Consider the following 25,219-nt stretch of genomic DNA (forward strand, 5'->3'; position numbering starts at 1 on the left):
GACGCTACGGTTGTTGACGAGAAAACGGGGGATTCAGCGCAAGAAAGCGTAGTGTCGGCGAAACTCAAGCCTCAAAAAGCCTGCGCTTCTCGGCCTCGACATCGAAATCCGGTGGCGGCCAGGACATGTTGAGGCGCTTGAGCGCTTCGATGAGCAGTTCGGTGATGGCCAGCCTGCTGTACCACTTCCGGTTGCACGGCACGATGTGCCACGGCGCGTGATCGGTCGAGGTCTTCTCCAGCATGGCCTGATAGGCCTCCTGGTACTTGGGCCACAGCAGGCGTTCGTCGATGTCGGCCGGGTTGTACTTCCAGTACTTGTCGGGACGTTCGAGGCGTTCGGCGAGGCGATTCTTCTGTTCGGCCAGCGACACGAACATCGCGACCTTCACCAGGGTGGTGCCTGCGTCGACGAGTTCGCGCTCGAACTCGTTGATCTCGTCGTAGCGGGCGCTCCACACCTCGGGCGGTACCAGGTTGTGGACGCGGACGATGAGCACATCCTCGTAGTGCGAGCGGTCGAACACACCGATGTGGCCCGCGGGCGGCAACGCGTTGCGGATTCGCCACAGGTAGTGGTGGGCGCGTTCCTCCTCGGTCGGCTTGCCGAAGCTCGTGTACCGGACGCCCTGCGGATTTGCCGCGCCCACAACATGTTTGACGATGCCGCCCTTGCCTGCGGTGTCCATGCCCTGCAGGATCAGGAGCACCGAGCGGTTGTCGTCACCGGCCTTGGAACGCGCGTAGAGCATCTCCTGCAGCGACGCCAGGCGCAGGTTGCGCTCGACCTGCAATGTCGCGGCGTCGGACTTCGAACCGCGAAAGCCCGGCGTGCCATCGGTTTTGATGCGGCTGACCTGGTCGCCCTGGCGGAAGGCCAAGTGTTGGTGGGGTTCATGGGTCCACAGCGTGGGCAGGTCCCCGGCGAGGTCATCGTCGTCGAAATCGGACATCCGGTCAGTCAAGCAGGTGACGCGGCGGAATCGGCGATGGATGCGGCTGCGAGTTGAACTTCTCCAGCGATCCGCCGACCTCGACGATGCCGCACAGCGCGTACCACGACAGCATGGTCAGGTAGTCGATCAGCTCGTCGGAGGTCATCCGCGGGTTCGACATCCACGAGTGCGTGGCGAGCTGGACACCGCCGACGGTGTGGAACGCCCAGGCCTCGACACCGCCGGTGTCCATGCCGACCTCGGCCATGCGGCGGCGCAGCATCACCGCGAGCATGCGCGCGATGATCTGCTCGGAATCGGCGACGGCCTTGCTCTTGCTCGCGGAGTTGTTGGCCATCACGAACCGGTACGGTTCGGGCTCGGCGGCGACGGTCTCGACGTAGACGCGGATGATCTCGCGTGTGAGAGCGAACCCGTCGAGGTTCGACGACAGCGCGGCCGCCATGTTGGGGATCAGCGTGGTCTGCGCGAACCGCATCATCACCGCGGTGGTGAGATCGTTCTTGTCCACGAAGTAGCGATACAGCACGGTCTTGGACACGCCGATCTCAGCGGCGATCTCGTCCATGCTGACGTTGCTGCCCCGGCGGCGGATGGCTTCGAGGGTGCCGTCCACCAATTCATTACGACGCTCCACCTTGTGTTGGTGCCAGCGCCGTTTGCGTCCATCGGTCTTCACCGTCGCCGGTGGAGTCTGCTGTGCCACTTTCGCAGTAGTTTCCGTTCCCTAGGTCACCTCGATACTACGGCGATTCGCCAGGATTCGGCTCACGGGTTGACGGGGATGTTGGCGCGGTGGCGGATGATGGAAATGTGGCTCATCGAATGGATGCGGATCAGCACGCGTTGCCCGCCGCACGGCCGAGCTTCGCCGAGACCCTCGCCGGTGCCGATACGGCGGCAGACGCCGAGCGCAGGCGGGGTTTACGGCGGATGAAGGTGGTGGCGCTGAGTTTCCTGGTCGGCGCCACCGTCATTTTTCTGCTGTGCACGTGGGCGCAATCCCACGGTGCCGCGCCGTGGGTGGGCTACGTGCGGGCGGCAGCCGAGGCCGGCATGGTCGGCGCGCTTGCTGACTGGTTTGCCGTCACGGCATTGTTCAAGCACCCGCTGGGGTTGCCCATCCCGCACACCGCGATCATCAAGCGTAAGAAAGATCAACTCGGCGAGGGGCTGGGAACCTTCGTCCGCGAGAACTTCATGTCCCCGGATGTGGTGGCCGCCAAACTGCGTGACGCGCAGGTGGCCGGCCGGGTGGGCAAGTGGCTGTCCGATCCGGCGCACGCCGAGCGGGTGGCCGCCGAGACCGCGACCGTGCTGCGCGTCGGGGTGGAGATGCTGCGCGACGAGGACGTGCAGCATGTGCTCGACCGCATGATCGTCAAACGCATCGCCGAGCCGCAGTGGGGCCCGCCGATCGGACGGGTGCTGGCGTCGCTGCTCGCCGAGGGCCGCCAGGAGGCGCTCATCCAGCTGTTGTGCGACCGGGCCTTCCAGTGGTCGCTCAACGCGGGTGAGGTGATCGAGCGGGTCATCGAACGCGATTCACCGACCTGGTCGCCGCGCTGGGTCGACCACCTCGTCGGAGACCGGATCCACCGCGAGCTGATGGATTTCACCGACAAGGTGCGGCGCAATCCCGATCACGAACTGCGCCGCTCTGCGACGCGGTTCATGTTCGAGTTCGCCGACGATCTGCAGAACGACCCGGCGACCATCCAACGCGCCGAGAACGTCAAGGAACAGATCATGGCGCGCGACGAGGTCGCCAGGGCGGCCGAGACGGCGTGGACCGCAGCAAAGCGCATCGTGCTGGAGTCGGTCGACGATCCGTCGTCGGCGTTGCGCACCCGCATCGCCGATTCGGTGGTGCGCATCGGTGAATCGATGCGCGACGACGCCGAACTGCGCGACAAGGTGGACAACTGGATCATCCGCGCCGCGCAGCATCTGGTGACCGAATACGGCGTGGAGATCACCGCGATCATCACCGAGACCATCGAGCGCTGGGACGCCGACGAGGCCAGCCGGCGCATCGAACTCCACGTGGGACGCGATCTGCAATTCATCCGCATCAACGGCACCGTGGTCGGTGCGCTCGCGGGCCTGGTGATCTACTCGGTAGCCCAGCTGCTCTTCTGACCTGCGCTAACTAGTGCTTGCAAAAGTTAGCACTCGCACGTAGCCTGTATTCGTCGACATCGGATACCGAGCTATGAGGGGGCTTCAATGGCGCAGGATGAGAATCTCGCGGCAGTGGTCTCCAACGCTGCGCAGGACATCGGCAGCTTCATCCGGGCTCAGCGCGAAGCGGCGCAGGTATCGGTGCGTCAGCTGGCCGAGAAGGCCGGTGTGAGCAATCCCTACCTCAGCCAGATCGAGCGGGGATTGCGGAAACCTTCCGCCGACGTGCTCAACCAGATCGCGAAGGCGCTGCGGGTGTCCGCGGAAGTGCTCTACGTCCGCGCCGGGATCCTGGAACCCAGCGAACCCAGCGAGGTCCGCGACGCCATCGTCAACGACGTGAGCATCACCGAGCGCCAGAAGCAGGTGCTGCTCGACATCTACACGTCGTTTCGCCAGCAGAACGAAGCCGCGGGTGAGCCCGAAGGTCCCGCGGCGATTCCCTCACCAGATGAGGAGCCGGCTACTGACTGACACCGACCGAAACATGCACACACAACTGACAACTGCGGGACATCCCGCACACACAGTCCGCAGAAAGGAACAACGACATGGCTGACAACACCCAACCCACCGTAGAAGAGCTCAAGGCTCCGCTGCTCGCCGCCGTCGGCGCCGCGGATCTGGCGCTGGCCACGGTCAACGAGATCATCGCGACCCTGCTCGAGCGTGCCGGGGAGGCCCGCAGCGACGCCGAGGCCCGCGTCGAGGAGAGCCGCGCGCGCCTGACCAAGCTGCAGGAGGAGCTGCCCAGCCAGTTCGGTGAGCTGCGCGAGAAGCTGAACTCGGAGGAACTGCGCAAGAAGCTGAACTCCGAAGAGCTGCGCAAGGCCGCCGAGAGCTACGCCGACCAGGCCACCGCGACCTACAACAAGCTCGTCGAGCGTGGCGAGGCGGCGCTGGAGCGCCTGCGCAATCAGCCTGCGCTCGAAGAGGCCGCTACCCGCGTCGAGACCTACACCGACCAGGCCGTCGAGCTGACCCAGGAGGCCCTGGGCACCGTGGCGTCGCAGACCCGCGCGGTCGGCGAGCGTGCCGCCAAGCTGGTGGGCGTCGAACTGCCGAAGCGTGCCGAGGCCGCGGCCGAGACCGCTTCGGAGGCTGCCGCCGAGACCGCCGAGCCGGTCAAGAAGGCTGCCGCCCCGGCCGCCAAGAAGGCCGCCCCCGCCAAGAAGGCCGCCCCCGCCAAGAAGGCTGCTCCGGCCAAGAGCGCGGCCAAGGCCCCGGCCAAGAAGGTCACCCAGAAGTAGTTCGCCGAAACGCGACGCGAGGGGGATGTACAGACGTCATTCGACGTTGACGATGGCGCCCGCATAGGCTGGTGAGGTGATACTTGCCGACCTTGCGGGCGTCATTATTTTGGTACTCGTCGCCCTGGTGTTCTTTGTGGGCGTCTATGCCTTGGTGCATGCGGCCATGCAACGCCCGGACGCCTACACGGCGACCGGCAAACTGACCAAGCCCGTGTGGCTGATCATCCTCGGTGTCGGACTGCTCCTGCTGCTGTTGCTGCGTGACGCGTTCGGTGCCGCGATCTCGGCCTGCGCCACGGGCGTGTACCTGGTGGACGTCCGGCCGAAATTGCTTGAGATCCAAGGAAAGTCGCGCTGAGTAGATGCGACTTTCGTTCGCCGCGCCTGCCGTGGCAAGTGTTGTGCTGACGGCTGCGCTCGCATGGGTGCCGACGGCTCACGCCGAGGACTCGACGCCGTACGTCGACCACGTCGAATGGGCCAAATGGGGCGACCTGTCGAGCCTGCGCGTGTACCCCACGGCGTCGGCGCGCGAGCTGTCGCGCCAACCGGGCGGCGCCGCGCTGGCCGACGAGGCGTGGCGGCAGGTGCTGGCGCTCTCACCGGACGCCGACATCGCCGGCATGCGAGAACAGTTCGTGTGCCACTGGACGTTCGCCGAACTCGTCGAGCCGGGGAAGACCAGCTGGAACCTGGAGCCGTGGCGACCCGAGGTCTCGCCGGAAGAGATGGCCGCGACCGGGTGCAATCCGGGCGGCACCGAGGAGCCTTTCTGATGACCGACTACACGCGCGCGCAGGTCGCTGCGCTCGTCGACCACACCCTGCTCAAGCCGGAGGCGACGCCGTCCGACGTCACAGCCCTCGTCGACGAGGCGGCTGACCTGGGAGTCTTCGCGGTCTGCGTATCACCGCCGCTGGTGTCGGTCGCCGCAGGCGTCGCGCCGTCGGGCCTGGCGATCGCCGCGGTGGCCGGCTTCCCGTCCGGTAAGCACGTGCCCGGCATCAAGGCGACCGAGGCCGAACTCGCGGTCGCGGCGGGCGCCGCCGAGATCGACATGGTGATCGACGTCGGTGCTGCGCTCGCCGGGGATCTGGACGCCGTGTCCGCCGACATCACCGCGGTCCGCAAGGCCGTGCGCGCGGCGACGCTCAAGGTCATCGTCGAGTCGGCGGCGCTCCTGGAGTTCTCGGGAGAACCGCTGCTCGCCGACGTGTGCCGGGTCGCGCGCGACGCGGGAGCCGACTTCGTGAAGACCTCCACGGGTTTCCATCCGTCCGGCGGCGCGTCGGTGCAGGCGGTCGAGATCATGGCGCGCACCGTCGGCGAGCGCCTCGGGGTCAAGGCCAGCGGCGGGATCCGCACCGCCGAGCAGGCCGCGGCCATGCTCGACGCGGGAGCCACCCGGCTGGGCCTGTCCGGCTCACGCGCGGTGCTCGACGGGTTCGGCTCGGCCTGAGCGTCGGCCCGGCCTGTCGGCCGGTCAGACCGAAAGGTCAGATCCCCGCGAAGCAGGGATCCTCTTCGCCCTTGGGCATCGCGGCGTTCTGCGTCGAGAACCGGGCGACCACACCGCTGTCGGTGACCTGCACCGAATCCGCGTGGATACCCATCGGGTAGTTCTCGGTCAGCTGCGAGGTGAAGCTGTCCAGGATGGGCTGCAGCGTCTCGCGCGGCCAGGACAGGCCGATCGCGCTGAGCTCGGTGATCTGCAGTGACAGGCCCTTGTTGACCACGCGCGGGCGCGCGGTGATGGTGCCGATGAGCCCCTTGAGCTCGATGGTGCCCGCCGACGGATTGGTCTTGACGTCGGAGATCGCCGAACCGATGAACGGCAGCTGCACCATGTCGGCCACGGTCTGCCGGATGCCTTCGGTGGACCACGTGATGTCGGCGTTGAGCGAGCCGACCGTGCCGGTCGAGGTCGGCGTGTCCTCAAGGCGGACATCGCGGATGTCCAGCGCGACCTTCATGCCCTTGGCCTCGCGGATCTGGTTGCCCGCGGTCTCGATGTTGATGTTGGTGTAGTGACCCGACATGTGCTGCAGCAGGAACGGCGGCAGCGGGTCGAACGACGCCTTCACATCGTCCTCGACGACGCACGAGACGATCCCGGCGACGATGCTGTCGGCGCGGTTGCGCGCGTACAGCTCACCGCCGAGTACGCCCGCGACCACCAGCGCCAGCACGATCACCACCACCAGCACCACCGACAGCGGGTCGGACAGCAGGCTCTTGACCTTCGACTTGGGAGACGAGCCCTTGGGCGGCTCGGCAGGTGCTCCGGGCTGCACCGGCTGGCCGGGCGCGCCTGCGTGCGGCGGTGCGCCGGGCGGCGTCGGCTGGGGGTCCTGCGGGGGCAGACCCGGCTGGGGCTGCGGCGATGATGCTTGCGGGGCCTGGTCGGTGGGTCGAGCCCAGGGATCGGTCACGCCAGCGATTGTGCCTTACCGGGCTGAGCAACCTGTGAGCGACTTGATGTCCACCGAGGTTCAGCTGAGCCCCGCCAGCGCCGACCGGTTGTCCAGAATGGCGACGGTGTCCCTGACGCGCGTCGCGGCGTCGAGGTCGATGTCGACGGTCAGCAGCTCGGGTTCGGCGCCCGCGGAGGCCAGCACATCCCCGGTGGGGGAGGCGACCAGGCTTCCGCCGACACCCGTGGGGCCGGCCTTGGCGATCTCGTCACCGGGATAGGCCTGATCGACCGCGGCGATGTAACCGGTCGTGTCGAGTGCCCTGGCGCGCGCGAGCAGCGTCCACTGATCCAGCTTGCCTGGCCCGGAGCCCCACGACGCGTGGACCGTGATCAGCTGGGCACCGCGACGCGCGAGCTCGACGTACAACTCGGGGAAACGGATGTCGTAACACGTGGTGATGCCGACCGGCGCGCCGTCGACGGTGATCGTCGTCGGCGTGAAACCCGGTGCGACGGTGCGTGATTCGGTGAAACCGAACGCGTCGTACAGGTGGATCTTGTGGTAGTGGGTGTCCACGCCCGCGCCCGCGGCGATCAGCGTGTTGGTGACGCGGCCGTCGTCGCTCGGCGAGAACATGCCCGCGACCACCACCACACCGGCACGCGCTGCGATGTCGCGCACGGCGCGCGCCCACGGCCCGTCGAGCGGTTGGGCCACCGGGCCCAGCGGCACCCCGAACCGGCACATCGTGGCCTCGGGGAACAGCACCAGTCGCGCGCCGTGGCCGGCGGCGCGCCGGGTGTAGGACTCGACCAGCTCCAGATTCGACGACGGGTCCGTACCGGTGGTGATCTGGGCGAGAGCGATCCGCATCACTCCAGCCTAATTCTTCAGGGGCGCGATGGTCTGCCAGCTGACCGTGAGGACCCCGTCGCGCATCCGCCGCCGCGGCGGCTGCACACCGAAGCCCTCGTCACGCAACAACTCCAGCATCGCGCGCCAGCGCACGCGCGGACCGAACACGCCGTGCCCGGCCACGCTGGCCCACGCCCGGTCGGCGGCCGTGAGCAACGTGTGGATGGGCTGGCCGGCGACGTTGTGGTGGATCAGCACCTTGGGCAGGCGTTCGGCGAGGTCGGACGGGCGCTCGATGGCGAACGGGTCGCACGCGAGGGTCAGGCTCACCGGGCCGTCGGCGTCGAGCAGCACCCAGCAGCATCGTCGCCCCAGCTCGTCGCACGTGCCGTCGACGATCAGCCCACCCGGTGAGAGCTGCCGGCGCATGGTGGCCCAGGCGTCGGGCACCGCCTCGACGGGATACTGGCGCAGCACGTTGAACGCCCGCACCAGCACCGGCCGCAACCCGGCCAGTTCGAACCCGCCGAGCGCGAACTGCACCGTCGGGGCGGCCAGCGCCCGGGCGGTCGCGACGCGTTCCGGATGGATCTCCAGGCCCACGACCCGCAGGTCGGCCCGCACGATCTGCAGCCGCGACGCGAGCTCGAGGGTGGTGATGGGCAACGCGCCGTATCCGAGGTCGATCACCAGGGGATCGCTCGCGCTGCGCAGCGCCGTGCGGACGCGCGGTTCGTGGACCAGCCAGCGGTCGCTGCGACGCAACCGGTTGTAACCGGTGGTGCCGCGGGTGACGGCGCCCACCGGCTTAGGAGTGCTGGGCGAGCCAGTCAGCGGTGAACGCCTCCTCCAGCGTCAGCAGGTTCTTCATGGATTCGAGGACCAGGTCCTCGAGCTTTCCGCCGACCAGCGGCACCGACACCTTGGCACGGCCGGTAACCACGAGCCGGCTGCCCGTGGAGGTCCCGATGAGCGCATAGGTGCCGTCGAGGCGGCCCGGGGTGCGCGGCACCGTCGCCTCGAAGTGACCCGCGGCGGTGCCGTTGACGGCGTTGAACGCGGTGAAGTGCTGGTGGCGCTCGATGACCATGTCGACCGGGATCACCTTGCGCACGATCCCGGGCAGCTCCGAGCGGGTCAGCACCTGGCGGAACGAGACGTCGATGCCGTCGTCGCCCGAGGTGAACGCGGTGATCTCCGACTCCTGCGTGTGTTCGCGGTAGCGGGCCATCATCGCCTGCCAGTAGTCCTCGCCCGCGAAGGCCGCGAACACCGCCTCAGGCGGTGCGGTGAACGCCATTGGGTGTTCGCGGCGGCGGCTCATGGATTCGACGCTACGGCAGTAATCAGGCGTTCTCGGTGATCCACACCGTGGTGAAGCGTTGTTCGGCGACCAGCAGGTCCACGAGCTGGCTGCCGATGAAGTTCTCGATCTTGCCGCCGACGAGCGGCACCCGCACCTCGACCGTGGTGCGCACCGACAGGCGTGCGCCCGCGCCCGACGGTTCGAGCGCCATGGTCCCGGTCAGCGACACCGGCGCCCCTGGAATCGACCCCGCGACCTTGCCGCTGGTCCGCCCGTCGCGGACCGGCTGCCACGTCTCCTCGCGGCGGATGCTCAGGTCGCCGGGATGGAACTGCGACACCAGCCCGGGTAGCCGATCCGAGCGCAGCACCTGCGTGGTCACCACGTCGATACCGCCGTCGGCGTCGACGGTCAGGGTGTCCAGGATCGCCTCGTCGGCTCCGGAATCGGCGAGCCGCGCCCGCCAGTAGCGTTCGTCACCGAACGCCCGGAGCACCTGTTCGACGCTGCCGTCGTACTCGGTGGCCATGTCGAATGATCGCGGCATAGCTGGTCAGGCTACCGTTAGCGGCCGTGGCCAGTTCGCATGTTGCCGGCGTGGAGATCGCGGAGGCGGTTCCGCTGGCCCCGCTGACCACGCTGCGGATCGGGCCCGTGGCGCGGCGGATGCTCACATGCACCAGCACCGAACAGCTCATCGGGGTGTTGCGCGCACTGACCGCCGACGACGAGCCGCTGCTGATCCTCGCCGGCGGGTCCAACGTGGTGCTGGCCGACGACCTGACCGATCTCACGGTCGTGCGCATCGCCAACACCGAGATCACCGTCGACGGCGACCGTGTGCGTGCCGAGGCCGGCGCGCTGTGGGACGACGTCGTGGTGACCTCGCTCGCGCACGGCCTGGGCGGGCTGGAGTGCCTGTCGGGCATCCCCGGCTCGGCCGGTGCGACGCCGGTGCAGAACGTCGGCGCGTACGGCGCCGAGGTCGCCGACACCATCACACGGGTGCGGCTGCTGGACCGTCGTACCGGTGAAGACCGTTGGGCGACAACCGAAGAGCTGCGCTTCGGATACCGCACGAGCGTGCTGAAACACTCCGACGCGGTCATCGTGCTCGAGGTCGAGTTCGGTCTGGACGCCGCGGGTCGCAGCGCCCCGGTGCGGTACCGCGAACTGGCGACGGCGCTGGGCGTGGAACCGGGGGAGCGCACCGACCCGCTGCGCGTGCGCGACGCCGTGCTGCGGCTGCGGACCGGCAAGGGCATGGTGGTCGACCCCGATCCGGACCATCCCGACCACGACACCTGGAGCGTCGGCTCGTTCTTCACCAACCCCGTCGTGACGCACGCCGACTTCGAGCGCGTCGAGCGCATCGCGCGCGATGCGGGCGCCGGGCCGGTGCCCAACTATCCCGCGCCGGACGGGGTGAAACTCGCCGCGGGCTGGCTCGTGGAGCGCGCGGGCTTCGGCAAGGGCTACCCCGGTGAGGGGGCGCGGGCACGGCTGTCCACCAAGCATGCGCTGGCGCTGACCAACCGCGGCCAGGCCACCACGGCCGACGTGATGGCCCTGGCAGGCACGGTCCGGGCGGGCGTGCTCGACGTGTTCGGGATCGAACTCACACCAGAACCGATTCTGCTGGGGTGCGTGCTGTCGGTACCCTAGATCCACGTGAGCCCCGCCGGTGATGACCAGGCCGAGATATCGGCCGACAGACAGGCCCCAGCGCCGTTGATGAACCGGCGGCGCGCCCTGACGGCACTCGCGGTGGGCATGGGTGCAGGCGTGCTGGCCGCGTGCTCCGGCAAGACGCCGCTGAGCAGCCAGGACGAGCCCGAGGCCGCACCCGCCGAGCCGACGCTCAAGTACAGCCCCGAGCCCGACACCGTCGACGTACTGCCCACGTCCGAAGTGGGCATCGAGATCTCCGACGGCTGGATCCAGAAGATCGCGCTGACCAACGCCTCGGGCAAGGTCGTCAGCGGCAGGCTCAACCAGGACCGCACGGCGTTCACCATCACCGAACCGCTCGGCTACGACGCCACCTACACCTGGTCCGGGTCGGTGGTCGGTGAGGACGGCAAGACCGTGCCCATCGAGGGCAAGTTCACCACGGTGACCCCGCAGACCCAGGTCAGCGGTCAATTCCAGCTCGCCGACGGCCAGGTGGTCGGCGTCGCCGCGCCGATCATCCTGCAGTTCGACGCCTCGATCGACGACCAGTACCGCGCCACCGTCGAACGGGCGCTCAGCGTCGTCACCGAACCGCCGGTCGAGGGCAGCTGGGCCTGGCTGCCCGACGAGGCCGCCGGATCGCGCGTGCACTGGCGCAGCCGCGAGTACTTCCCGGCCGGCACCAAGGTCCACGTCAAGGCGCCGCTGTACGGCGTCGAGTTCGGCGACGGCGCCTACGGTGCGGCCGATGCCACCCTCGACTTCGAGATCGGGCGCAAGCAGGTGGTCAAGGCCGAGGCGTCGTCGCACCGCATCCAGGTGCTCGACGGCGCGGGCGCGGTCATCATGGACTTCCCGTGCAGCTACGGCGAGGGCGACCTGGACCGCAACGTCACGCGCAGCGGCATCCACGTGGTCACCGAGAAGTACGAGGACTTCTACATGACCAACCCCGCGGCCGGCTACGCCAACGTGCACGAGCGGTTCGCGGTGCGGATCTCCAACAACGGCGAGTTCATCCACTGCAACCCGAACAGCATCGGCGCGCAGGGCAACACCAACGTCACCAACGGTTGCATCAACCTGAACCTGGAGAACTCACAGCAGTACTTCAACAGCGCCATCTACGGCGACCCGGTAGAGGTCACCGGAACCCGCATCCAGCTGTCCTACGCCGACGGCGACATCTGGGACTGGGCCGTGGACTGGGACGAGTGGAAGTCGATGTCGGCGTTGTCCGATACGCGCGCGCCGTCCGACATCCCGGCGTCGGCGCCCGCGACGCCGAGCGACGCCCCGACGTTGTCGGGGACGCCGACGACAACGGCGCCGCCCGAGCCTGCGCCCGGCGGATAGGTCCGGCGGCTAGGTCCGGCGGTTGAAGCGGCCGTTGGGCGCCTGATCGCGCGGCCGGATCACGATCTGGTCGAGGTTGACGTGCGACGGCCGTGACGCGACGAACCCGATGACCTCCGCGATGTCCTCGGCGACCAGCGGCGTGATGCCCTTGTAGACGTTGTCGGCGCGCTCCCGGTCGCCGTCGAAGCGCACCAGGGAGAACTCGGTCTCCACGGCTCCTGGCGCAATCTCGGTGAGCCGCACGGGTTTTCCGAGCAGTTCACCGCGCAGCGTGCGGTGCAGTGCGCCCTGGGCGTGCTTGGCCGCCGTGTAACCCGCCCCGCCGTCGTAGGTCTCGAACGCCGCGATCGAGGTGACCGTGACGATCAGCCCGTCGCCCGAGTCGACGAGCTTGGGCAGCAGGGCTCGGGTGACGCGTAATGTGCCCAGCACGTTGGTCTCCCACATCCAGCGCCAGTGGTCCAGGTCGGCGTCGGAGACCGGCGCGAGCCCCTTGGCGCCGCCGGCGTTGTTCACCAGCACGTCCACCCGGTCCAACTGCGCGGCCAGCGCGTTGACCGATTCGTCATCTGTGACGTCCGCCACAACGGCGGTTCCGTCGATCTCCTTGGCGAGCGCGTCGATCCGGTCGGTCCGGCGAGCCGCGCAGATCACGTGAAAGCCCAGCGAGGCAAGGGTTTTCGCGGTTGCGGCGCCGATGCCGGCGCTGGCGCCGGTGACCACGGCGACCGGACGATCTGAGTGTGGTGTCGACATTCACCCAACTGTAGATGGCGTGCTAAGTTCACCTACGTGACCCGGAAGTCCCAGTCCTGTTTCGCGCAGTGTGCGTGTTGTTGTTGCGCACACTGCCGCGCCTGACTGCGCCCGGACGCCTTTTCCCGTCCTTGCTGAGTCGCCAGGTGTGGCCTCGAACCCACCAGCCGACAACCAGTGAGGACCAATCGCATGACCGCCGCAATCGTCACCCCGGCCCCCCTCTCCACCACCGCTCGTCGCGCCCCGCGCGGTTCGGCTCGCGCCACCCGGTCGCTGCCGTCGGCCGGTGCCCGTCTGCCGCAGTCGCGACTGCTGCACATCGTGGCGCCGTCGCTGAAGGTTCCCGACGCGGCCGCGGCCTCGGTGTTCAACGCCGTCCGCCTGCGCGGCCCGATCGCCCGTGATGTCATCGCCCAGCACACCTCGCTGAGCATCGCGACCGTGAACCGCCAGGTCACGGCACTGCTTGAGGCCGGTGTGCTGCGTGAGCGCGCCGATCTCGCAGTGTCCGGCGCAATCGGTCGCCCGCGTGTCCCGGTCGAGGTCAACCACGAGCCCTACCTGACCCTCGGCGTGCACATCGGCGCCAAGACCACCGCGATCGTCGCCACCGATCTGCTCGGCCGCACGCTCGACGTGGTCGAGACCCCGACGCCGACGGGGACGCAGGCCGCCGCGCTGGCCACCCTGGCCTCGAGCGCACGGCGCTACCTGAGCCGCTGGCATCGTCGTCGTCCCCTGTGGGTCGGCGTCGCCGCAGGTGGTGTGGTCGACAGCGCCACCGGCTACCTCGATCACCCGCGGCTCGGCTGGGCCGACGCCCCGGTGGGCCCCGTGCTGGCCGAGGCCCTCGGCCTGCCGGTCTCGATGGCCTCGCACGTCGACGCGATGGCAGGCGCCGAACTGCTGCTGAGCGGCCGTCGCGCCGAGAACGCCGGCGGCGCATCGCGCACCAGCCTGTATGTCTACGCCCGCGAGACCGTCGGCTACGCGCTGTCCATCGACGGTCGCGTGCACTCCCCGGCCAGCGGGCCCGGCACCATCGCGGGCCTGCCCGCGCGCTCCGAACTGCTCGGCGGCACAGGACAACTCGAATCGACCGTGAGCGACGAGGCCGTGCTCAACGCCGCGCGCCGGCTGCGTATCGTGCCTGCCGAAGGTCCGGCCTCGACCCTGCCCGCCGTGCTGCGCGCGGCGCGCGGCGGCAACGAGAAGGCCGTCGAACTCCTCGCCGACCGCGCCCGCGTGCTCGGCGAGGCCGTCGCGCTGCTGCGCGACATGCTCAACCCCGACGAACTGGTGGTCGGCGGTCAGGCCTTCACCGAGTACCCCGAGGGCATGGAAGCGGTCGAGGCCGCGTTCGCCGAGCGCTCGATGCTCGGCCCGCGCGATATCCGCCTGACCGCCTTCGGAAATCGGGTGCAGGAGGCCGGTGCCGGCGTCGTGTCGCTCGGCGGACTTTACGCCGACCCGATCGGCGCCATGAGGCGCGCTCAGACCCGCCGCGCTGCGGCGGTGTAGACATGACGATGTGCGTCTAGCGACAGACCTCGAGACCCCCCGCCGCGTGGCGGTGTTGTCGGTACACACCTCTCCGCTGGCGCAGCCGGGCACCGGCGACGCGGGCGGCATGAACGTCTACGTGTTGCAGACCGCGCTGCAACTGGCCCGGCGTGGCGTCGAGGTCGAGGTCTTCACCAGGGCCACGTCGTCGGCCGATGCGCCGGTCGTGCCTGTGGCGCCCGGTGTGCTGGTGCGCAACGTCGTGGCCGGCCCGTTCGAAGGCCTCGACAAGAACGATCTGCCCACGCAGCTGTGCGCGTTCACCGCGGGTGTGCTGCGCGCCGAGGCGACCCACGAGCCCGGCTACTACGACGTCGTGCATTCGCACTACTGGCTGTCCGGCCAGGTCGGGTGGCTGGCGCGCGACCGCTGGGCCGTGCCGCTGGTGCACACCGCGCACACGCTGGCCGCGGTCAAGAACGCCGCACTCGCCGCGGGCGACGCACCCGAGCCGCCGCTGCGCGCGGTGGGCGAACAACAGGTGGTCGACGAGGCCGACCGCCTCATCGTGAACACCGAAGTCGAAGCGCAGCAACTGGTCTCGTTGCACAATGCCGACCGCTCACGCATCGACGTCGTGCACCCCGGCGTCGATCTCGACGTGTTCACCCCCGGTTCGCGCGACGCGGCGCGCGCGGTGTTCGGGCTTCCCACCGACCAGAAGATCGTGGCGTTCGTGGGCCGCATCCAGCCGCTCAAGGCCCCCGACATCCTGCTGCGTGCCGCGGCGAAACTGCCCGGCGTGCGCGTGCTGATCGCCGGTGGACCCTCCGGATCGGGACTTGCCCAACCGGACACGCTGGTTCGGCTCGCCGACGAACTGGGTATCAGTGACCGGGTGACGTTCCTCCCGCCGCAGACCCGCGAACAACTGGTCAACGTGTACCGGGCGGCCGATCTGGTCGCGGTGCCGAGCTACTCCGAGTCGTTCGGCCTGGTCGCCGTCGAGGCGCAGGCGTGCGGCACGCCCGTTGTCGCCGCGGCCGTCGGCGGACTGCCGGTCGCGGTGGCCGACGGCGTCAGCGGGGCACTCGTCGACGGCCACGACATCGGCGACTGGGCCGACACCATCAGCGAGGTGCTCGACCGCGAGCCCGCCGCGCTGAGCCGCGCCGCCGCCGAACACGCCGCTCAGTTCTCGTGGGCGCACACCGTCGACGCGCTGCTCGCCAGCTACAGCCGGGCCATGAGTGACTACCGGGCCCGTCATCCCAGACCCGCCGCGCGGCGTTCCGGACGCCGGTTCTCGATGCGCAGGGGAGTACGCACGTGAATGTCAGGAAGATCATCGAGGACACCCTCGTCGAGCATGAGCTCAACTACCACTTCCACGAGGGCGCGAAAGGCAGCTTGCCGGGCATCGTCGTCGAGCTGCCCGGTGAGCGCAAGCTCAAGACCAACACGCTGTTGAGCATCGGCGAGCACTCCGTTCGGGTCGAGGCGTTCGTGTGCCGCAAACCCGACGAGAACCACGAGGGCGTCTACCGGTTCCTGCTCAAACGCAACCGCAGGCTCTACGGTGTCGCCTACACGCTCGACAACGTCGGCGACATCTACCTCGTGGGGCGCATGGCGCTGCACTCGGTGACGCCCGACGAGATCGACCGCGTGCTCGGCCAGGTGCTCGAAGCCGTCGATTCTGACTTCAACACGTTGCTGGAGTTGGGTTTTCGCTCGTCCATCCAGAAGGAATGGGAGTGGCGGGTCTCGCGCGGCGAGTCGCTCAAGAACCTCAAGGCCTTCGAGCACCTCATCGACGAGAAGTAGCCGAGCAGGCCCTCGCGGGCGCATGAGAAGATCAGGTCCATGGCGACCCTGATCCTGCTCCGCCACGGTGAGAGCCAGTGGAACGAGAAGAACCTGTTCACCGGTTGGGTGGACGTCGACCTCACTGACAAGGGCCGGGCCGAGGCCGTCCGCGGCGGCCAACTGATGGCCGAGCAGGGCGTCCTGCCCGACGTGCTCTACACGTCACTGCTGCGCCGGGCCATCACCACCGCGCACCTCGCGCTCGACGCCGCTGACCGGCTGTGGATCCCGGTGCACCGCGACTGGCGGCTCAACGAGCGCCACTACGGCGCGCTGCAGGGCCTGGACAAGGCCGAGACCAAGGAGAAGTACGGCGAAGAGCAGTTCATGGCGTGGCGCCGCAGCTACGACACCCCGCCGCCGCCCATCGAGAAGGGCAGCAAGTACAGCCAGGACGCCGATCCGCGCTACGCCGACATCGACGGCGGCCCGTTGACCGAATGCCTCAAAGACGTCGTCGAGCGGTTCGTGCCGTACTACGAGAGCGCGATCTTGCCCGATCTGAAGGCGGGCAAGACCGTGCTGATCGCCGCCCACGGCAACTCGCTGCGCGCGCTGGTGAAGTACCTCGACGGCATGTCCGACGAGGAGGTCGTCGGCCTCAACATCCCGACCGGCATCCCGCTGCGCTACGACCTCGACGAGAACCTCAAGCCCGTCAAGATCGGCGGTGAGTACCTCGATCCCGAGGCGGCCGCCGCCGGTGCGGCCGCCGTCGCCGCCCAGGGCGCGAAGAAGTAGCCGACACCCGGATTCCGCCGAAACCGCATTCCAGCAGGCGTGCACTCGCACTTTTCCTGACGGAATGCGGTTTCGGCGTTTCAGGTGAGAAGTGATCGAGCAGGCGGTATCGGCCGGGTTAACGACAGCCGAACACCTGTCTTTCCTCGTGTGACATGTCTCGAATCGGCCGTTCGCTGCTGGGCTGACGTTCACCGGATGCGTACGATTTTCGCGTGAGCTTGGTGTCGGCGTTACTGCTGACGGCGCTCGTGTCGCTCCTCACGCTGATCGCAGGCGTGGCAGTGGGCGTCACCGTGGTGCCCCGCATCGTGGCCCGCCGGCAACGGCGTGCTGCGGACGCGGCGGGCATGACGGTCTCGCAGATGCTGCAGCACATCACGTCCCTGTCGCCGATGGGCGTCGCGGTCGTCGACACCTTCAACGACGTCGTCTACAGCAATGACCGGGCCGTCGAGCTCAACGTGGTCCGCGACCGCATTCTCGACGACCGGGCCTGGCAGGCCGCCCAGCGCGTCTTCGAGACCGGTCAGGACGTCGAGGTGGACCTCTCACCGCTCAAGGTCGCCAATCCGGGCCGGTCGGGCATCTCGGTGCGCGGCAAGGTGCGGCTGCTGACCGACGACGACCGGCGCTTCGCCGTCGTCTACATCGACGACCAGTCCGAGCACGCACGCATGGAAGCCACCCGGCGCGACTTCGTCGCGAACGTCAGCCACGAGCTCAAGACACCGGTGGGTGCCATGAGCGTGCTGGCCGAGGCCCTGCTGGCCTCGGCCGACGACCCCGACACCGTGCGCCGGTTCGCCGAGAAGATGGTCGCCGAGTCACACCGCCTCGCGGACATGATCGGTGAGCTCATCGAACTCTCGCGGCTGCAGGGTGCCGAGCGTCTGCCCGATCTGGACGCCGTGGACGTCGACAGCATCGTGTCCGAGGCGGTGTCGCGGCACAAGGTCGCCGCGGACAACTCGCAGATCTCGATCACCACCGACGCGCCGACCGGATACCGCGTCCTCGGCGACGAAGGCCTGCTGGTGACCGCGATCGCCAACCTGGTGTCCAATGCGATCGCCTACTCGCCCAACGGAACCGACGTGTCGATCAGCCGGCGCAAACGCGGCGGCAACATCGAGATCGCGGTCACCGACCGTGGCATCGGCATCGCCAAGGACGATCAGGAGCGGGTGTTCGAGCGGTTCTTCCGCGTCGACAAGGCGCGGTCGCGAGCCACGGGTGGCACCGGGCTCGGACTGGCGATCGTCAAACACGTGGCCGCCAACCACAACGGATCCATCCGGCTGTGGAGTCAGCCGGGAACGGGGTCGACGTTCACGTTGTCGATCCCCGAATACCCCGACCCCGAATCACATTCGGACGAACGAGAGGACCAACGAGAACGATGACCAGCGTGTTGATCGTTGAAGACGAGGAATCGCTGGCCGATCCCTTGGCGTTTCTGCTCCGTAAGGAGGGCTTCGAGGCCACCGTGGTGGGCGACGGCCCGTCGGCCCTCGCGGAGTTCGAACGCTCCGGCGCCGACATCGTGCTGCTGGATCTCATGCTCCCCGGCATGAGTGGCACCGACGTGTGCAAGCAGTTGCGTGCGCGGTCAAGCGTCCCCGTCATCATGGTGACGGCGCGCGACAGCGAGATCGACAAGGTGGTCGGCCTCGAGCTCGGTGCTGACGACTACGTCACCAAGCCGTACTCGGCGCGTGAACTCATCGCCCGGATTCGTGCGGTGTTGCGCCGTGGCGCCGACAACGACGACGCGGGCGCCGACGACGGTGTGCTGGAGGCCGGTCCCGTGCGCATGGACGTCGAACGACACGTGGTGAGCGTCAACGGTGAACCGATCACGTTGCCGCTCAAGGAGTTCGACCTGCTCGAGTACCTGATGCGCAACAGTGGTCGCGTGCTCACCCGCGGTCAGCTCATCGACCGGGTGTGGGGTGCGGACTACGTCGGCGACACCAAAACCCTTGACGTGCACGTCAAAAGGCTGCGGTCGAAGATCGAGGAGGATCCGGCCAACCCGGTGCACCTGGTGACCGTACGCGGCCTGGGATACAAGCTGGAGGGCTGAACCCGGCGCTGAGCCGCCGCCGGCTACCGCTGCGGGCCGGATGTCCCGCTCTCGGCCAGCCGCGTCGCCGGATGGACGGCGACCAGCCCTAAACGGCTGCGGCGCTTGCAGATTGCCGCCAGCTCGGCGTAGGCCTTCTCGCCCAGCAGGGCGGTCAGCTCGGGTGCGTAGGACTCCCACACCGGTCGGCTGCCCACGTGTGCGTTCGGATCGCCCGTGCAGTACCAGTGCAGGTCGGCACCGCCCTCGCCCCACCCGCGGCGGTCGTACTCGGTGATGACCGTCTTGAGGATCTGCGTGCCGTCGGGCCGTTCGACCCAGTCCTGGCTGCGCCGGATCGGCAGCTGCCAGCACACGTCGGGCTTCATGGTCCACGGCTCGACACCGAGCTTGAGCGCCTTGCTGTGCAGCGCGCACCCGATGCCCGCCGGGAAGCCGGGGCGGTTCAGAAAGATGCAGGCGCCCTTGTACTTCCGGGTACGCAGGTTCGGCTTGCCGTCGTACTCGTCGTCCTCGAGGTAGCCCTTCTTGCCCAGGCCCTTCTCGCGGAACTGCCAGTCCTCGTCGGTGAGCTGCTTGACGGCGTCGTCGAGCCGGGCCCGGTCGTCGTCGTCGGACAGGAACGCGCCGTGCGAGCAGCAACCGTCGTCGGGGCGGCCCTCCACGGTGCCCTGGCACGCCGGGGTGCCGAACACGCACGTCCAGCGGGACAGCAGCCAGGTCATGTCCGCCGCGATGAGATGGTCCGCGTCATCGGGGTCGTAGAACTCCACCCACTCACGGGCGAAGTCGAGTTCAACCTCACCAGGATGCACACGTGTCACAGTGCAAACGCTACTCGTTTCCCTCGCCCCGGGCCGACCGGGCGCGGCCCGGCCCGCGGGTCCACTACGGAACCCACAGGACGACCGACTAGGTTTGACCCGTGCGGTTAGGTGTGCTCGATGTGGGCAGCAACACAGTCCATCTTCTCGTGGTGGATGCGCACCGTGGTGGCCATCCCACCCCGATGAGTTCCACCAAGGCCGCACTGCGCCTCGCCGAGGCCATCGACGGCTCCGGCAAACTCACGCGAAAAGGCGCCGACAAGCTGGTCGCGACCGTCGACGAATTCGCCAAGATCGCCACGAGTTCCGGCTGTGCCGAGCTCATGGCCTTTGCCACCTCGGCGGTGCGTGACGCCACCAACTCCGAAGACGTGCTGGCCAGGGTCCGCGCCGAGACCGGGGTGTCCCTGCAGGTGCTCAGCGGCGTCGACGAATCACGGCTGACCTTCCTGGCAGTGCGCCGCTGGTACGGCTGGAGCGCGGGCCGCATCATCAACATCGACATCGGCGGCGGTTCGCTGGAGCTGTCCAACGGGGTCGACGAGGAACCCGAGGTGGCGTTGTCGCTGCCGCTGGGCGCGGGCCGGTTGACCAGGGAGTGGCTGCCCGACGATCCACCGGGGCGCAGGGCTGTCGCGATGCTGCGCGACTGGCTCGCCACCGAGCTCGCCGACGCGGGCGCCACGATACGGCGCGCCGGGGCTCCTGACCTGGCCGTGGCGACGTCGAAGACGTTCAGGTCGCTGGCCCGGCTGACCGGAGCGGCACCGTCAGGGGCGGGCCCCCGCGTCAAGCGGACGCTCACCGCGACCGGATTAAGACAGCTCATAGCTTTCATCTCTAGGATGACGGCGGCTGACCGCGCTGAACTGGAAGGGGTGAGTGCCGAACGGGCTCCACAGATCGTGGCCGGTGCTTTGGTTGCTGAAGCTAGTATGCGAGCACTGGAAATCGAATCCGTCGACATTTGCCCCTGGGCGTTGCGGGAAGGGCTGATCCTGCGGAAGCTCGACAGCGAGGCCGATGGAACCGCCCTGGTGGCCGCGGCTGCGCGCGACGCCGGACGATAAGGAAGAGCTAGCCCCTAAGGCAACACGACATGACAGGACCTGAAGATAGCCAGACCCCCTCGCGGCCGATATCGGTCGCGGAGTTGCTGGCCAAGAACGGAACGATCGGGGCACCGCCCGTCGGCGGGCGACGTCGGCGCAGGCGCGGTAACGCCGACGCGGTGACTGTTGCCGAACTCACGGGCGAGATTCCCGTCATCACCGACGACGACTCGGCGCCGCAGACCTCGCGCCGGCAACGCGAACGTGACACGAGCCTCGAAGAGACCACTGTGGTCGAGGCGGTCCCGGCCCGCGAAGAAGCGCCGCAGGCAGCCCCCGAGAAGACCCCCGAAACCGAACCCCGGCCCGCGCGCAACGGCGCCACGCCGCGGGAGGCCGCCGTCGTCGCGGACCAACCCGCCCCGGATGCCGGCGCGGCCAGGGATGCCGAGGCCGACTACGACGCGCACCTGAAGACGCGCGAGATCGACCCGGAGCCTGTCGAATTCCGGCCGCGGCCCCGACGCAACCAGTTCGCGTCGGGCACGCGCGAGTACACCCCGAGTGGTACCGGCGCCGAGCAGATGAGCCCGGACCCGCTCGACGATCTCGACGACGGCGCCCCCGACACCGGGCTCGATTCCGGTTTCGAGGCCGACACAGCCGACGACACCGGTCCGGACCGCCGCGATGCGCGCGACGCGTCGTACCCGCTGGGGTCGCTGTTCGGCGGACCGTCGGTCGACGACGACCTGGACCGGGATCTCGAAAGGGATCTGGACCGCGAGGACGACGAGTACGCCGACGACCTCGCCGATGAACTCGACGAGGACGACGAGGTCGACGAGGACGAGGGTTCACCGCTGGTGCGGGGGCTGTGGGTTGTCGCGCAGTGCGTCATCGCGGTCGCGTTCGGCGCGGGCCTGTTCGTCGCGTTCGACCAGCTGTGGAAGTGGAACACCATCGTCGCGCTGGTGCTCGGCGTGCTGGTGATCCTCGGCCTGGCAGGCGGTGTGCGCGTGGTCCGCAAGACCGAGGACATCGGCAGCACACTCACCGCGGTGGCCGTCGGTGCGCTCGTGACGTTCGGGCCGCTGGCTCTGCTGCAGGCGAGCTGAGCGCGCCGGTAGACGATCAACTGTGCGCCCCGCCATCAAGGTCGGCCTGTCCACGGCTTCCGTCTACCCGCTGAGAACCGAGGCGGCCTTCGAGATCGCGGCACGCCTCGGCTACGACGGTGTCGAGCTGATGGTGTGGGCCGAATCGGTCAGCCAGGACATCGACGCCGTCGAGAAACTGTCGGCGAACTACGGCGTCCCGGTGCTGTCGGTGCACGCGCCGTGTCTGCTGATCTCGCAACGCGTATGGGGCGCCAACCCGATCACCAAACTGGAGCGCAGTGTGCGCGCGGCCGAGCAGCTCGGTGCACAGACCGTCGTCGTCCACCCGCCGTTCCGGTGGCAGCGCCGCTACGCCGAGGGGTTCAGCGAGCAGGTCGCCGAACTGGAGGCGGGCAGTGACGTCATGGTCGCCGTCGAGAACATGTTCCCCTTCCGTGCGGACCGGTTCTTCGGTGCGGGCCAGACCTCGATCGAGCGCATGCGCAAACGCGGGGGCAGGCCGGGACCGGGCATCTCGGCGTTCGCGCCGTCGTACGACCCGCTGGACGGCAATCACGCGCACTACACGCTCGATCTGAGCCACACCGCGACGGCAGGCACCGATGCGGTGGACATGGCTCGGCGCATGGGCGACGGGCTCGTGCATCTGCACCTGGCCGACGGCAACGGGGCCTCGACCGACGAGCACCTGGTTCCCGGCCGTGGCACGCAGCCGGTCGCCCAGGTGTGCCGGATGCTCGCCGAGAGTGATTTCGCCGGGCATGTGGTGCTGGAGGTGACCACGCAGACCGCGCGCACCAACTCCGAGCGTGAGGCGCTTCTGACCGAGTCGCTACAGTTCGCCCGCAAGCATCTGCTGCGCTGAAGTCTTCGCTGCAGTCCCCAGAAGGAGGCGATGTGTCGGCCTCGACGCTGTTCACCGATGCCATGGCGCTCACCCCTGCCGGTGACGGGATCTATGACGGCGCACTCAACGAACACTGGACGATCGGGCCCAAGGTGCACGGCGGCGCGATGCTCGCGCTGTGCGCCAACGCCGCGCAGACCCAGATCGGGGGCGGCCTCCAGCCGATCGCCGTGAGCGGCAACTTCCTGTGGGCACCCGACCCCGGTCCCATGCGTCTGGTCACCACGGTGTGCAAGCGCGGCAGGCGGATCAGCGTCGTCGACGTCGAACTCAACCAGGGCGCCCGCACGGCCGTGCGGGCGTCGGTGACGCTCGGCGAACCCGAACACCATGTCGCCCCGCTGCTGTCGTTCAACCCGGTGACCCCGATCATGGCGCCCGAACCGCCGCCCGGGATCGCCCCGATCGGTCCGGGACATCCGATGGAGCACATCGTGCACCTGGCGCACGGCTGCGACATCCGGCCTGCCCTGCACACGCTCGGGGCCCGCGAGAGCGGTGGTCCGCCGGTGTTCGAGTACTGGGTGCGCCCCAAGGGCGTCGCGCCGGACGTCCTGTTCGCGCTCCTGTGCGGCGACGTGTCCGCGCCGGTGACCTTTGCCGTGGAGCGCACCGGTTGGGCGCCCACGGTCCAGCTGACGGCGTATCTGCGTGGTCTGCCTGCCGACGGCTGGCTGCGCGTCATGTGCACGACGGTGCAGATCGGCGAGGGCTGGTTCGACGAGGACCACACCGTGGTCGACTGCGAGGGCCGCATCATCGTGCAGTCGCGGCAGCTCGCGATGGTCCCCACCGCCCAGGGATAGCCGACGACCATGAAATGCTGACCGCATGTCGAGAATCGCGATCATCGGCGGCGGAAGCATGGGTGAGGCACTGTTGTCCGGCCTGCTCCGGGCCGGCAGGCAGGTCAAGGACATGGTCGTTGCGGAGAAGTTCCCCGAGCGTGCCAAGTACCTGGCGGACAAGTACTCCGTGCGGGTGACGTCGGTTGCCGACGCCGCCGAGAATGCCCACTACGTCGTCGTCGCCGTCAAGCCAGCCGACGTCGAGAAGGTGATCGGCGAGATCGCCGAGGCCGCTGCCAACGCCGAGACCGATACGGCCGAGCAGGTTTTCGTCACCATCGCGGCCGGGGTCGGCACCGCGTACTACGAGGCCAAGCTGCCCGCGGGCTCGCCGGTGATCCGGGTGATGCCCAATGCGCCGGTGATCGTCGGCGGCGGCGTCAGCGCGCTGGCACCCGGTCGCTTCGCGACGCCCGAGCAGCTCAAGGAGGTCTCGACGCTGTTCGACGCGGTCGGTGGCGTCATCACGGTCTCCGAGTCCCAACTGGACGCCGTCACGGCCCTGTCCGGTTCGGGCCCGGCGTACTTCTTCCTGATGGCCGAGGCGATGGTCGACGCCGGGGTGGCTGTCGGGCTGTCGCGTGCCGTGGCGACCGATCTGGTTGCCCAGACGATGGCCGGTTCGGCCGCGATGCTGCTGGACCGCCTGGATCAGGTGAACGCCGCGGGAGGCGCGGCGCTGGACACCACACCGGCCCAGTTGCGGGCCACCGTCACCTCGCCGGCCGGCACAACCGCCGCTGGTCTGCGCGAACTCGAGCGGGGCGGGCTGCGCGCCGCGGTGGCAAATGCCGTGGAAGCCGCGAAAACGCGCTCTGAGCAGCTAGGAATTACATCGGAGTAATTCAACAAATTCCAATGGATTACCCCACACCCGTCGCAGTAACCCCACCCGCCACGCTATTCTCCCCTTGTATGCGCGGGTTGGTGCCGGCGGTGGGGAAGCCGCCGGGACTGCCCGTGCCTGATTGATTGGGTTGCGATGACGTCTATGAACGGGCCATCGGCGCGGGATGCTGGCGACGGCCAGCCCCGAGCTCAATTTCTGACGGTCGCCGAGGTGGCGAGCTTGATGAGGGTCTCGAAGATGACGGTGTACCGGCTGGTGCACAACGGTGAATTGCCCGCGGTCCGCGTGGGCCGGTCGTTCCGTGTGCACGCCAAAGCCGTTCACGACCTGCTGGAGACCTCGTACTTCGACGCGGGCTGATCGGGGTATCACCGGCGTCCGGCGGACCCGGGGCAACGCGTCAGACGGCGATCTGAGGCGTCCCCGGGCGCCTCGTGCCGCCCGCCGGAGCCCGCGCAGAGCGGCCGTTTTCCGTTTACCGGGCAGACCCGGGTAAGGTAACCGGGTCAATCAACGGCTTTAGATAGCGGAGACTGCGGAGTCTATGGGTTCAGTCATCAAGAAGCGGCGTAAGCGTATGTCGAAGAAGAAGCATCGCAAGCTGCTTCGGCGAACTCGCGTGCAGCGCAGAAAACTCGGTAAGTAACTTT

At 68.4% G+C, this 25,219-nt stretch carries 30 protein-coding genes; 21 read left to right on the forward strand and 9 right to left on the reverse strand.

The features are described 5' to 3' along the window. Window positions 1-64 precede the first annotated feature (64 nt). Together AT701_RS04635 and AT701_RS04640 are read right to left on the reverse strand one after the other, a co-directional pair. The gene (locus tag AT701_RS04635; protein WP_058125280.1) at window positions 65-952 is read right to left on the reverse strand and encodes a polyphosphate kinase 2 family protein; all 888 of its coding nucleotides are present in this window, start codon (window positions 950-952) and stop codon (window positions 65-67) included. 4 nt (window positions 953-956) lie between these two features. After that, entirely contained in the window at window positions 957-1,661 is a 705-nt protein-coding gene (locus AT701_RS04640; protein ID WP_011727286.1) for a TetR/AcrR family transcriptional regulator, read from the reverse strand. A gap of 119 nt (window positions 1,662-1,780) precedes the next feature. Between AT701_RS04640 and AT701_RS04645 the strand changes: the two genes are divergently transcribed. The 6 genes from AT701_RS04645 to deoC all read left to right on the forward strand — a co-directional run bounded on the left by AT701_RS04645 (window position 1,781) and on the right by deoC (window position 5,851). Continuing rightward, on the forward strand, window positions 1,781-3,097 hold the full coding sequence (locus AT701_RS04645) for a DUF445 domain-containing protein (protein WP_058125281.1): 1,317 nt from the start codon (window positions 1,781-1,783) through the stop codon (window positions 3,095-3,097). An 87-nt stretch (window positions 3,098-3,184) separates the two neighbouring features. Continuing rightward, window positions 3,185-3,613 (forward strand): helix-turn-helix domain-containing protein, encoded by a 429-nt coding sequence (locus tag AT701_RS04650; protein ID WP_058125282.1) that lies wholly within the window; start codon window positions 3,185-3,187, stop codon window positions 3,611-3,613. Window positions 3,614-3,690: 77 nt separating this feature from the next. After that, window positions 3,691-4,389, forward strand: a complete 699-nt coding sequence (locus AT701_RS04655) for a hypothetical protein (RefSeq protein ID WP_058125283.1) — start codon at window positions 3,691-3,693, stop codon at window positions 4,387-4,389. A gap of 76 nt (window positions 4,390-4,465) precedes the next feature. After that, entirely contained in the window at window positions 4,466-4,750 is a 285-nt protein-coding gene (locus AT701_RS04660; protein ID WP_011727289.1) for a DUF2516 family protein, read from the forward strand. A gap of 4 nt (window positions 4,751-4,754) precedes the next feature. Then, the gene (locus tag AT701_RS04665) at window positions 4,755-5,168 is read left to right on the forward strand and encodes a DUF2599 domain-containing protein (protein WP_036452632.1); all 414 of its coding nucleotides are present in this window, start codon (window positions 4,755-4,757) and stop codon (window positions 5,166-5,168) included. Further along, complete coding sequence (deoC, locus tag AT701_RS04670) at window positions 5,168-5,851, forward strand: deoxyribose-phosphate aldolase (RefSeq protein ID WP_003892348.1); 684 nt, start codon at window positions 5,168-5,170, stop codon at window positions 5,849-5,851. Before AT701_RS04665 ends, deoC begins: the two co-directional genes overlap by 1 nt. 37 nt (window positions 5,852-5,888) lie before the next feature. On the opposite strand, the gene AT701_RS04675 is transcribed toward deoC, so the two are convergent. The 5 genes from AT701_RS04675 to AT701_RS04695 are packed head-to-tail and all read right to left on the reverse strand — an operon-like array spanning window position 5,889 to window position 9,517. Next, window positions 5,889-6,824 carry an LmeA family phospholipid-binding protein gene (locus AT701_RS04675; RefSeq protein ID WP_011727292.1) on the reverse strand — a complete coding sequence of 312 codons (936 nt, stop codon included), beginning with the start codon at window positions 6,822-6,824 and terminating at the stop codon, window positions 5,889-5,891. Window positions 6,825-6,884: 60 nt separating this feature from the next. Next, entirely contained in the window at window positions 6,885-7,682 is a 798-nt protein-coding gene (locus tag AT701_RS04680) for a carbon-nitrogen hydrolase family protein (RefSeq protein ID WP_058125284.1), read from the reverse strand. Window positions 7,683-7,691: 9 nt separating this feature from the next. Continuing rightward, window positions 7,692-8,468, reverse strand: a complete 777-nt coding sequence (locus tag AT701_RS04685) for a class I SAM-dependent methyltransferase (protein ID WP_003892351.1) — start codon at window positions 8,466-8,468, stop codon at window positions 7,692-7,694. A gap of 4 nt (window positions 8,469-8,472) precedes the next feature. Continuing rightward, window positions 8,473-8,988: a DUF2505 domain-containing protein gene (locus AT701_RS04690; RefSeq protein ID WP_014876911.1), complete on the reverse strand. Its 516-nt coding sequence runs from the start codon at window positions 8,986-8,988 to the stop codon at window positions 8,473-8,475. A 22-nt stretch (window positions 8,989-9,010) separates the two neighbouring features. Further along, window positions 9,011-9,517 (reverse strand): DUF2505 domain-containing protein, encoded by a 507-nt coding sequence (locus AT701_RS04695; RefSeq protein WP_003892353.1) that lies wholly within the window; start codon window positions 9,515-9,517, stop codon window positions 9,011-9,013. A 26-nt stretch (window positions 9,518-9,543) separates the two neighbouring features. Here AT701_RS04695 and AT701_RS04700 point away from each other — a divergent pair, with 26 nt between their 5' ends. Together AT701_RS04700 and AT701_RS04705 are read left to right on the forward strand one after the other, a co-directional pair. After that, window positions 9,544-10,635: a UDP-N-acetylmuramate dehydrogenase gene (locus tag AT701_RS04700; protein ID WP_003892354.1), complete on the forward strand. Its 1,092-nt coding sequence runs from the start codon at window positions 9,544-9,546 to the stop codon at window positions 10,633-10,635. 6 nt (window positions 10,636-10,641) lie between these two features. Continuing rightward, window positions 10,642-12,000 (forward strand): L,D-transpeptidase, encoded by a 1,359-nt coding sequence (locus AT701_RS04705; RefSeq protein WP_011727294.1) that lies wholly within the window; start codon window positions 10,642-10,644, stop codon window positions 11,998-12,000. Window positions 12,001-12,009: 9 nt separating this feature from the next. Here AT701_RS04705 and AT701_RS04710 read toward each other — a convergent pair whose 3' ends face one another. After that, window positions 12,010-12,759 carry an SDR family NAD(P)-dependent oxidoreductase gene (locus AT701_RS04710; protein WP_058125285.1) on the reverse strand — a complete coding sequence of 250 codons (750 nt, stop codon included), beginning with the start codon at window positions 12,757-12,759 and terminating at the stop codon, window positions 12,010-12,012. 192 nt (window positions 12,760-12,951) lie between these two features. Here AT701_RS04710 and AT701_RS04715 point away from each other — a divergent pair, with 192 nt between their 5' ends. From AT701_RS04715 to regX, 6 genes are all read left to right on the forward strand, one after another. Continuing rightward, window positions 12,952-14,283: an ROK family protein gene (locus tag AT701_RS04715; protein WP_058125286.1), complete on the forward strand. Its 1,332-nt coding sequence runs from the start codon at window positions 12,952-12,954 to the stop codon at window positions 14,281-14,283. Window positions 14,284-14,293: 10 nt separating this feature from the next. After that, entirely contained in the window at window positions 14,294-15,598 is a 1,305-nt protein-coding gene (gene mshA / locus AT701_RS04720) for a D-inositol-3-phosphate glycosyltransferase (protein WP_058125287.1), read from the forward strand. Further along, window positions 15,595-16,092 (forward strand): type III secretion system chaperone family protein, encoded by a 498-nt coding sequence (locus tag AT701_RS04725; RefSeq protein WP_003892360.1) that lies wholly within the window; start codon window positions 15,595-15,597, stop codon window positions 16,090-16,092. The genes mshA and AT701_RS04725 overlap by 4 nt, the downstream gene beginning before the upstream one ends. 39 nt (window positions 16,093-16,131) lie before the next feature. Further along, window positions 16,132-16,875, forward strand: a complete 744-nt coding sequence (locus AT701_RS04730) for a phosphoglyceromutase (protein WP_003892361.1) — start codon at window positions 16,132-16,134, stop codon at window positions 16,873-16,875. Between the two features lie 215 nt (window positions 16,876-17,090). Beyond that, on the forward strand, window positions 17,091-18,281 hold the full coding sequence (gene senX3 / locus AT701_RS04735; protein ID WP_058125288.1) for a two-component system sensor histidine kinase SenX3: 1,191 nt from the start codon (window positions 17,091-17,093) through the stop codon (window positions 18,279-18,281). Further along, a complete protein-coding gene (gene regX, locus AT701_RS04740) occupies window positions 18,278-18,964 on the forward strand; it encodes a two-component sensory transduction protein RegX (protein WP_014876914.1) in 687 nt (228 codons plus the stop codon). The genes senX3 and regX overlap by 4 nt, the downstream gene beginning before the upstream one ends. Before the next feature lie 23 nt (window positions 18,965-18,987). Here regX and AT701_RS04745 read toward each other — a convergent pair whose 3' ends face one another. After that, window positions 18,988-19,788 carry a DUF3109 family protein gene (locus AT701_RS04745; protein WP_036452646.1) on the reverse strand — a complete coding sequence of 267 codons (801 nt, stop codon included), beginning with the start codon at window positions 19,786-19,788 and terminating at the stop codon, window positions 18,988-18,990. A 101-nt stretch (window positions 19,789-19,889) separates the two neighbouring features. On the opposite strand from AT701_RS04745, the gene AT701_RS04750 reads away from it, so the two are divergent. From AT701_RS04750 to AT701_RS04780, 7 genes are all read left to right on the forward strand, one after another. Further along, window positions 19,890-20,861, forward strand: coding sequence for a Ppx/GppA family phosphatase (locus AT701_RS04750; RefSeq protein WP_003892366.1), 972 nt, complete (start codon window positions 19,890-19,892; stop codon window positions 20,859-20,861). Window positions 20,862-20,890: 29 nt separating this feature from the next. Further along, complete coding sequence (locus AT701_RS04755) at window positions 20,891-21,961, forward strand: Rv0497 family membrane protein (protein WP_058125289.1); 1,071 nt, start codon at window positions 20,891-20,893, stop codon at window positions 21,959-21,961. Window positions 21,962-21,983: 22 nt separating this feature from the next. After that, complete coding sequence (locus tag AT701_RS04760; RefSeq protein WP_058125290.1) at window positions 21,984-22,829, forward strand: sugar phosphate isomerase/epimerase family protein; 846 nt, start codon at window positions 21,984-21,986, stop codon at window positions 22,827-22,829. 32 nt (window positions 22,830-22,861) lie between these two features. Beyond that, on the forward strand, window positions 22,862-23,677 hold the full coding sequence (locus tag AT701_RS04765) for a thioesterase family protein (protein WP_058125291.1): 816 nt from the start codon (window positions 22,862-22,864) through the stop codon (window positions 23,675-23,677). A 25-nt stretch (window positions 23,678-23,702) separates the two neighbouring features. After that, complete coding sequence (gene proC, locus AT701_RS04770; protein WP_011727304.1) at window positions 23,703-24,563, forward strand: pyrroline-5-carboxylate reductase; 861 nt, start codon at window positions 23,703-23,705, stop codon at window positions 24,561-24,563. A 138-nt stretch (window positions 24,564-24,701) separates the two neighbouring features. Next, complete coding sequence (locus AT701_RS04775) at window positions 24,702-24,929, forward strand: cell division/environmental response transcriptional regulator (RefSeq protein WP_014876915.1); 228 nt, start codon at window positions 24,702-24,704, stop codon at window positions 24,927-24,929. Window positions 24,930-25,113: 184 nt separating this feature from the next. Further along, entirely contained in the window at window positions 25,114-25,215 is a 102-nt protein-coding gene (locus tag AT701_RS04780) for a 30S ribosomal protein bS22 (RefSeq protein ID WP_003402602.1), read from the forward strand. Window positions 25,216-25,219: the final 4 nt, after the last annotated feature.

Origin of the sequence: Mycolicibacterium smegmatis (assembly GCF_001457595.1) — a bacterium.
Taxonomy (GTDB): domain Bacteria; phylum Actinomycetota; class Actinomycetes; order Mycobacteriales; family Mycobacteriaceae; genus Mycobacterium; species Mycobacterium smegmatis.

Bases quoted from the DNA above. Each gene is read 5' to 3' on its own strand.
- AT701_RS04635 (WP_058125280.1), bottom strand. From the start codon at position 952: ATGTCCGATTTCGACGACGATGACCTCGCCGGGGACCTGCCCACGCTG.
- AT701_RS04645 (WP_058125281.1), top strand. From the start codon at position 1,781: ATGGATGCGGATCAGCACGCGTTGCCCGCCGCACGGCCGAGCTTCGCC.
- AT701_RS04650 (WP_058125282.1), top strand. From the start codon at position 3,185: ATGGCGCAGGATGAGAATCTCGCGGCAGTGGTCTCCAACGCTGCGCAG.
- AT701_RS04655 (WP_058125283.1), top strand. From the start codon at position 3,691: ATGGCTGACAACACCCAACCCACCGTAGAAGAGCTCAAGGCTCCGCTG.
- AT701_RS04665 (WP_036452632.1), top strand. From the start codon at position 4,755: ATGCGACTTTCGTTCGCCGCGCCTGCCGTGGCAAGTGTTGTGCTGACG.
- deoC (WP_003892348.1), top strand. From the start codon at position 5,168: ATGACCGACTACACGCGCGCGCAGGTCGCTGCGCTCGTCGACCACACC.
- AT701_RS04680 (WP_058125284.1), bottom strand. From the start codon at position 7,682: ATGCGGATCGCTCTCGCCCAGATCACCACCGGTACGGACCCGTCGTCG.
- AT701_RS04690 (WP_014876911.1), bottom strand. From the start codon at position 8,988: ATGAGCCGCCGCCGCGAACACCCAATGGCGTTCACCGCACCGCCTGAG.
- AT701_RS04695 (WP_003892353.1), bottom strand. From the start codon at position 9,517: ATGCCGCGATCATTCGACATGGCCACCGAGTACGACGGCAGCGTCGAA.
- AT701_RS04710 (WP_058125285.1), bottom strand. From the start codon at position 12,759: ATGTCGACACCACACTCAGATCGTCCGGTCGCCGTGGTCACCGGCGCC.
- AT701_RS04715 (WP_058125286.1), top strand. From the start codon at position 12,952: ATGACCGCCGCAATCGTCACCCCGGCCCCCCTCTCCACCACCGCTCGT.
- AT701_RS04730 (WP_003892361.1), top strand. From the start codon at position 16,132: ATGGCGACCCTGATCCTGCTCCGCCACGGTGAGAGCCAGTGGAACGAG.
- regX (WP_014876914.1), top strand. From the start codon at position 18,278: ATGACCAGCGTGTTGATCGTTGAAGACGAGGAATCGCTGGCCGATCCC.
- AT701_RS04755 (WP_058125289.1), top strand. From the start codon at position 20,891: ATGACAGGACCTGAAGATAGCCAGACCCCCTCGCGGCCGATATCGGTC.
- proC (WP_011727304.1), top strand. From the start codon at position 23,703: ATGTCGAGAATCGCGATCATCGGCGGCGGAAGCATGGGTGAGGCACTG.
- AT701_RS04775 (WP_014876915.1), top strand. From the start codon at position 24,702: ATGACGTCTATGAACGGGCCATCGGCGCGGGATGCTGGCGACGGCCAG.
- AT701_RS04780 (WP_003402602.1), top strand. From the start codon at position 25,114: ATGGGTTCAGTCATCAAGAAGCGGCGTAAGCGTATGTCGAAGAAGAAG.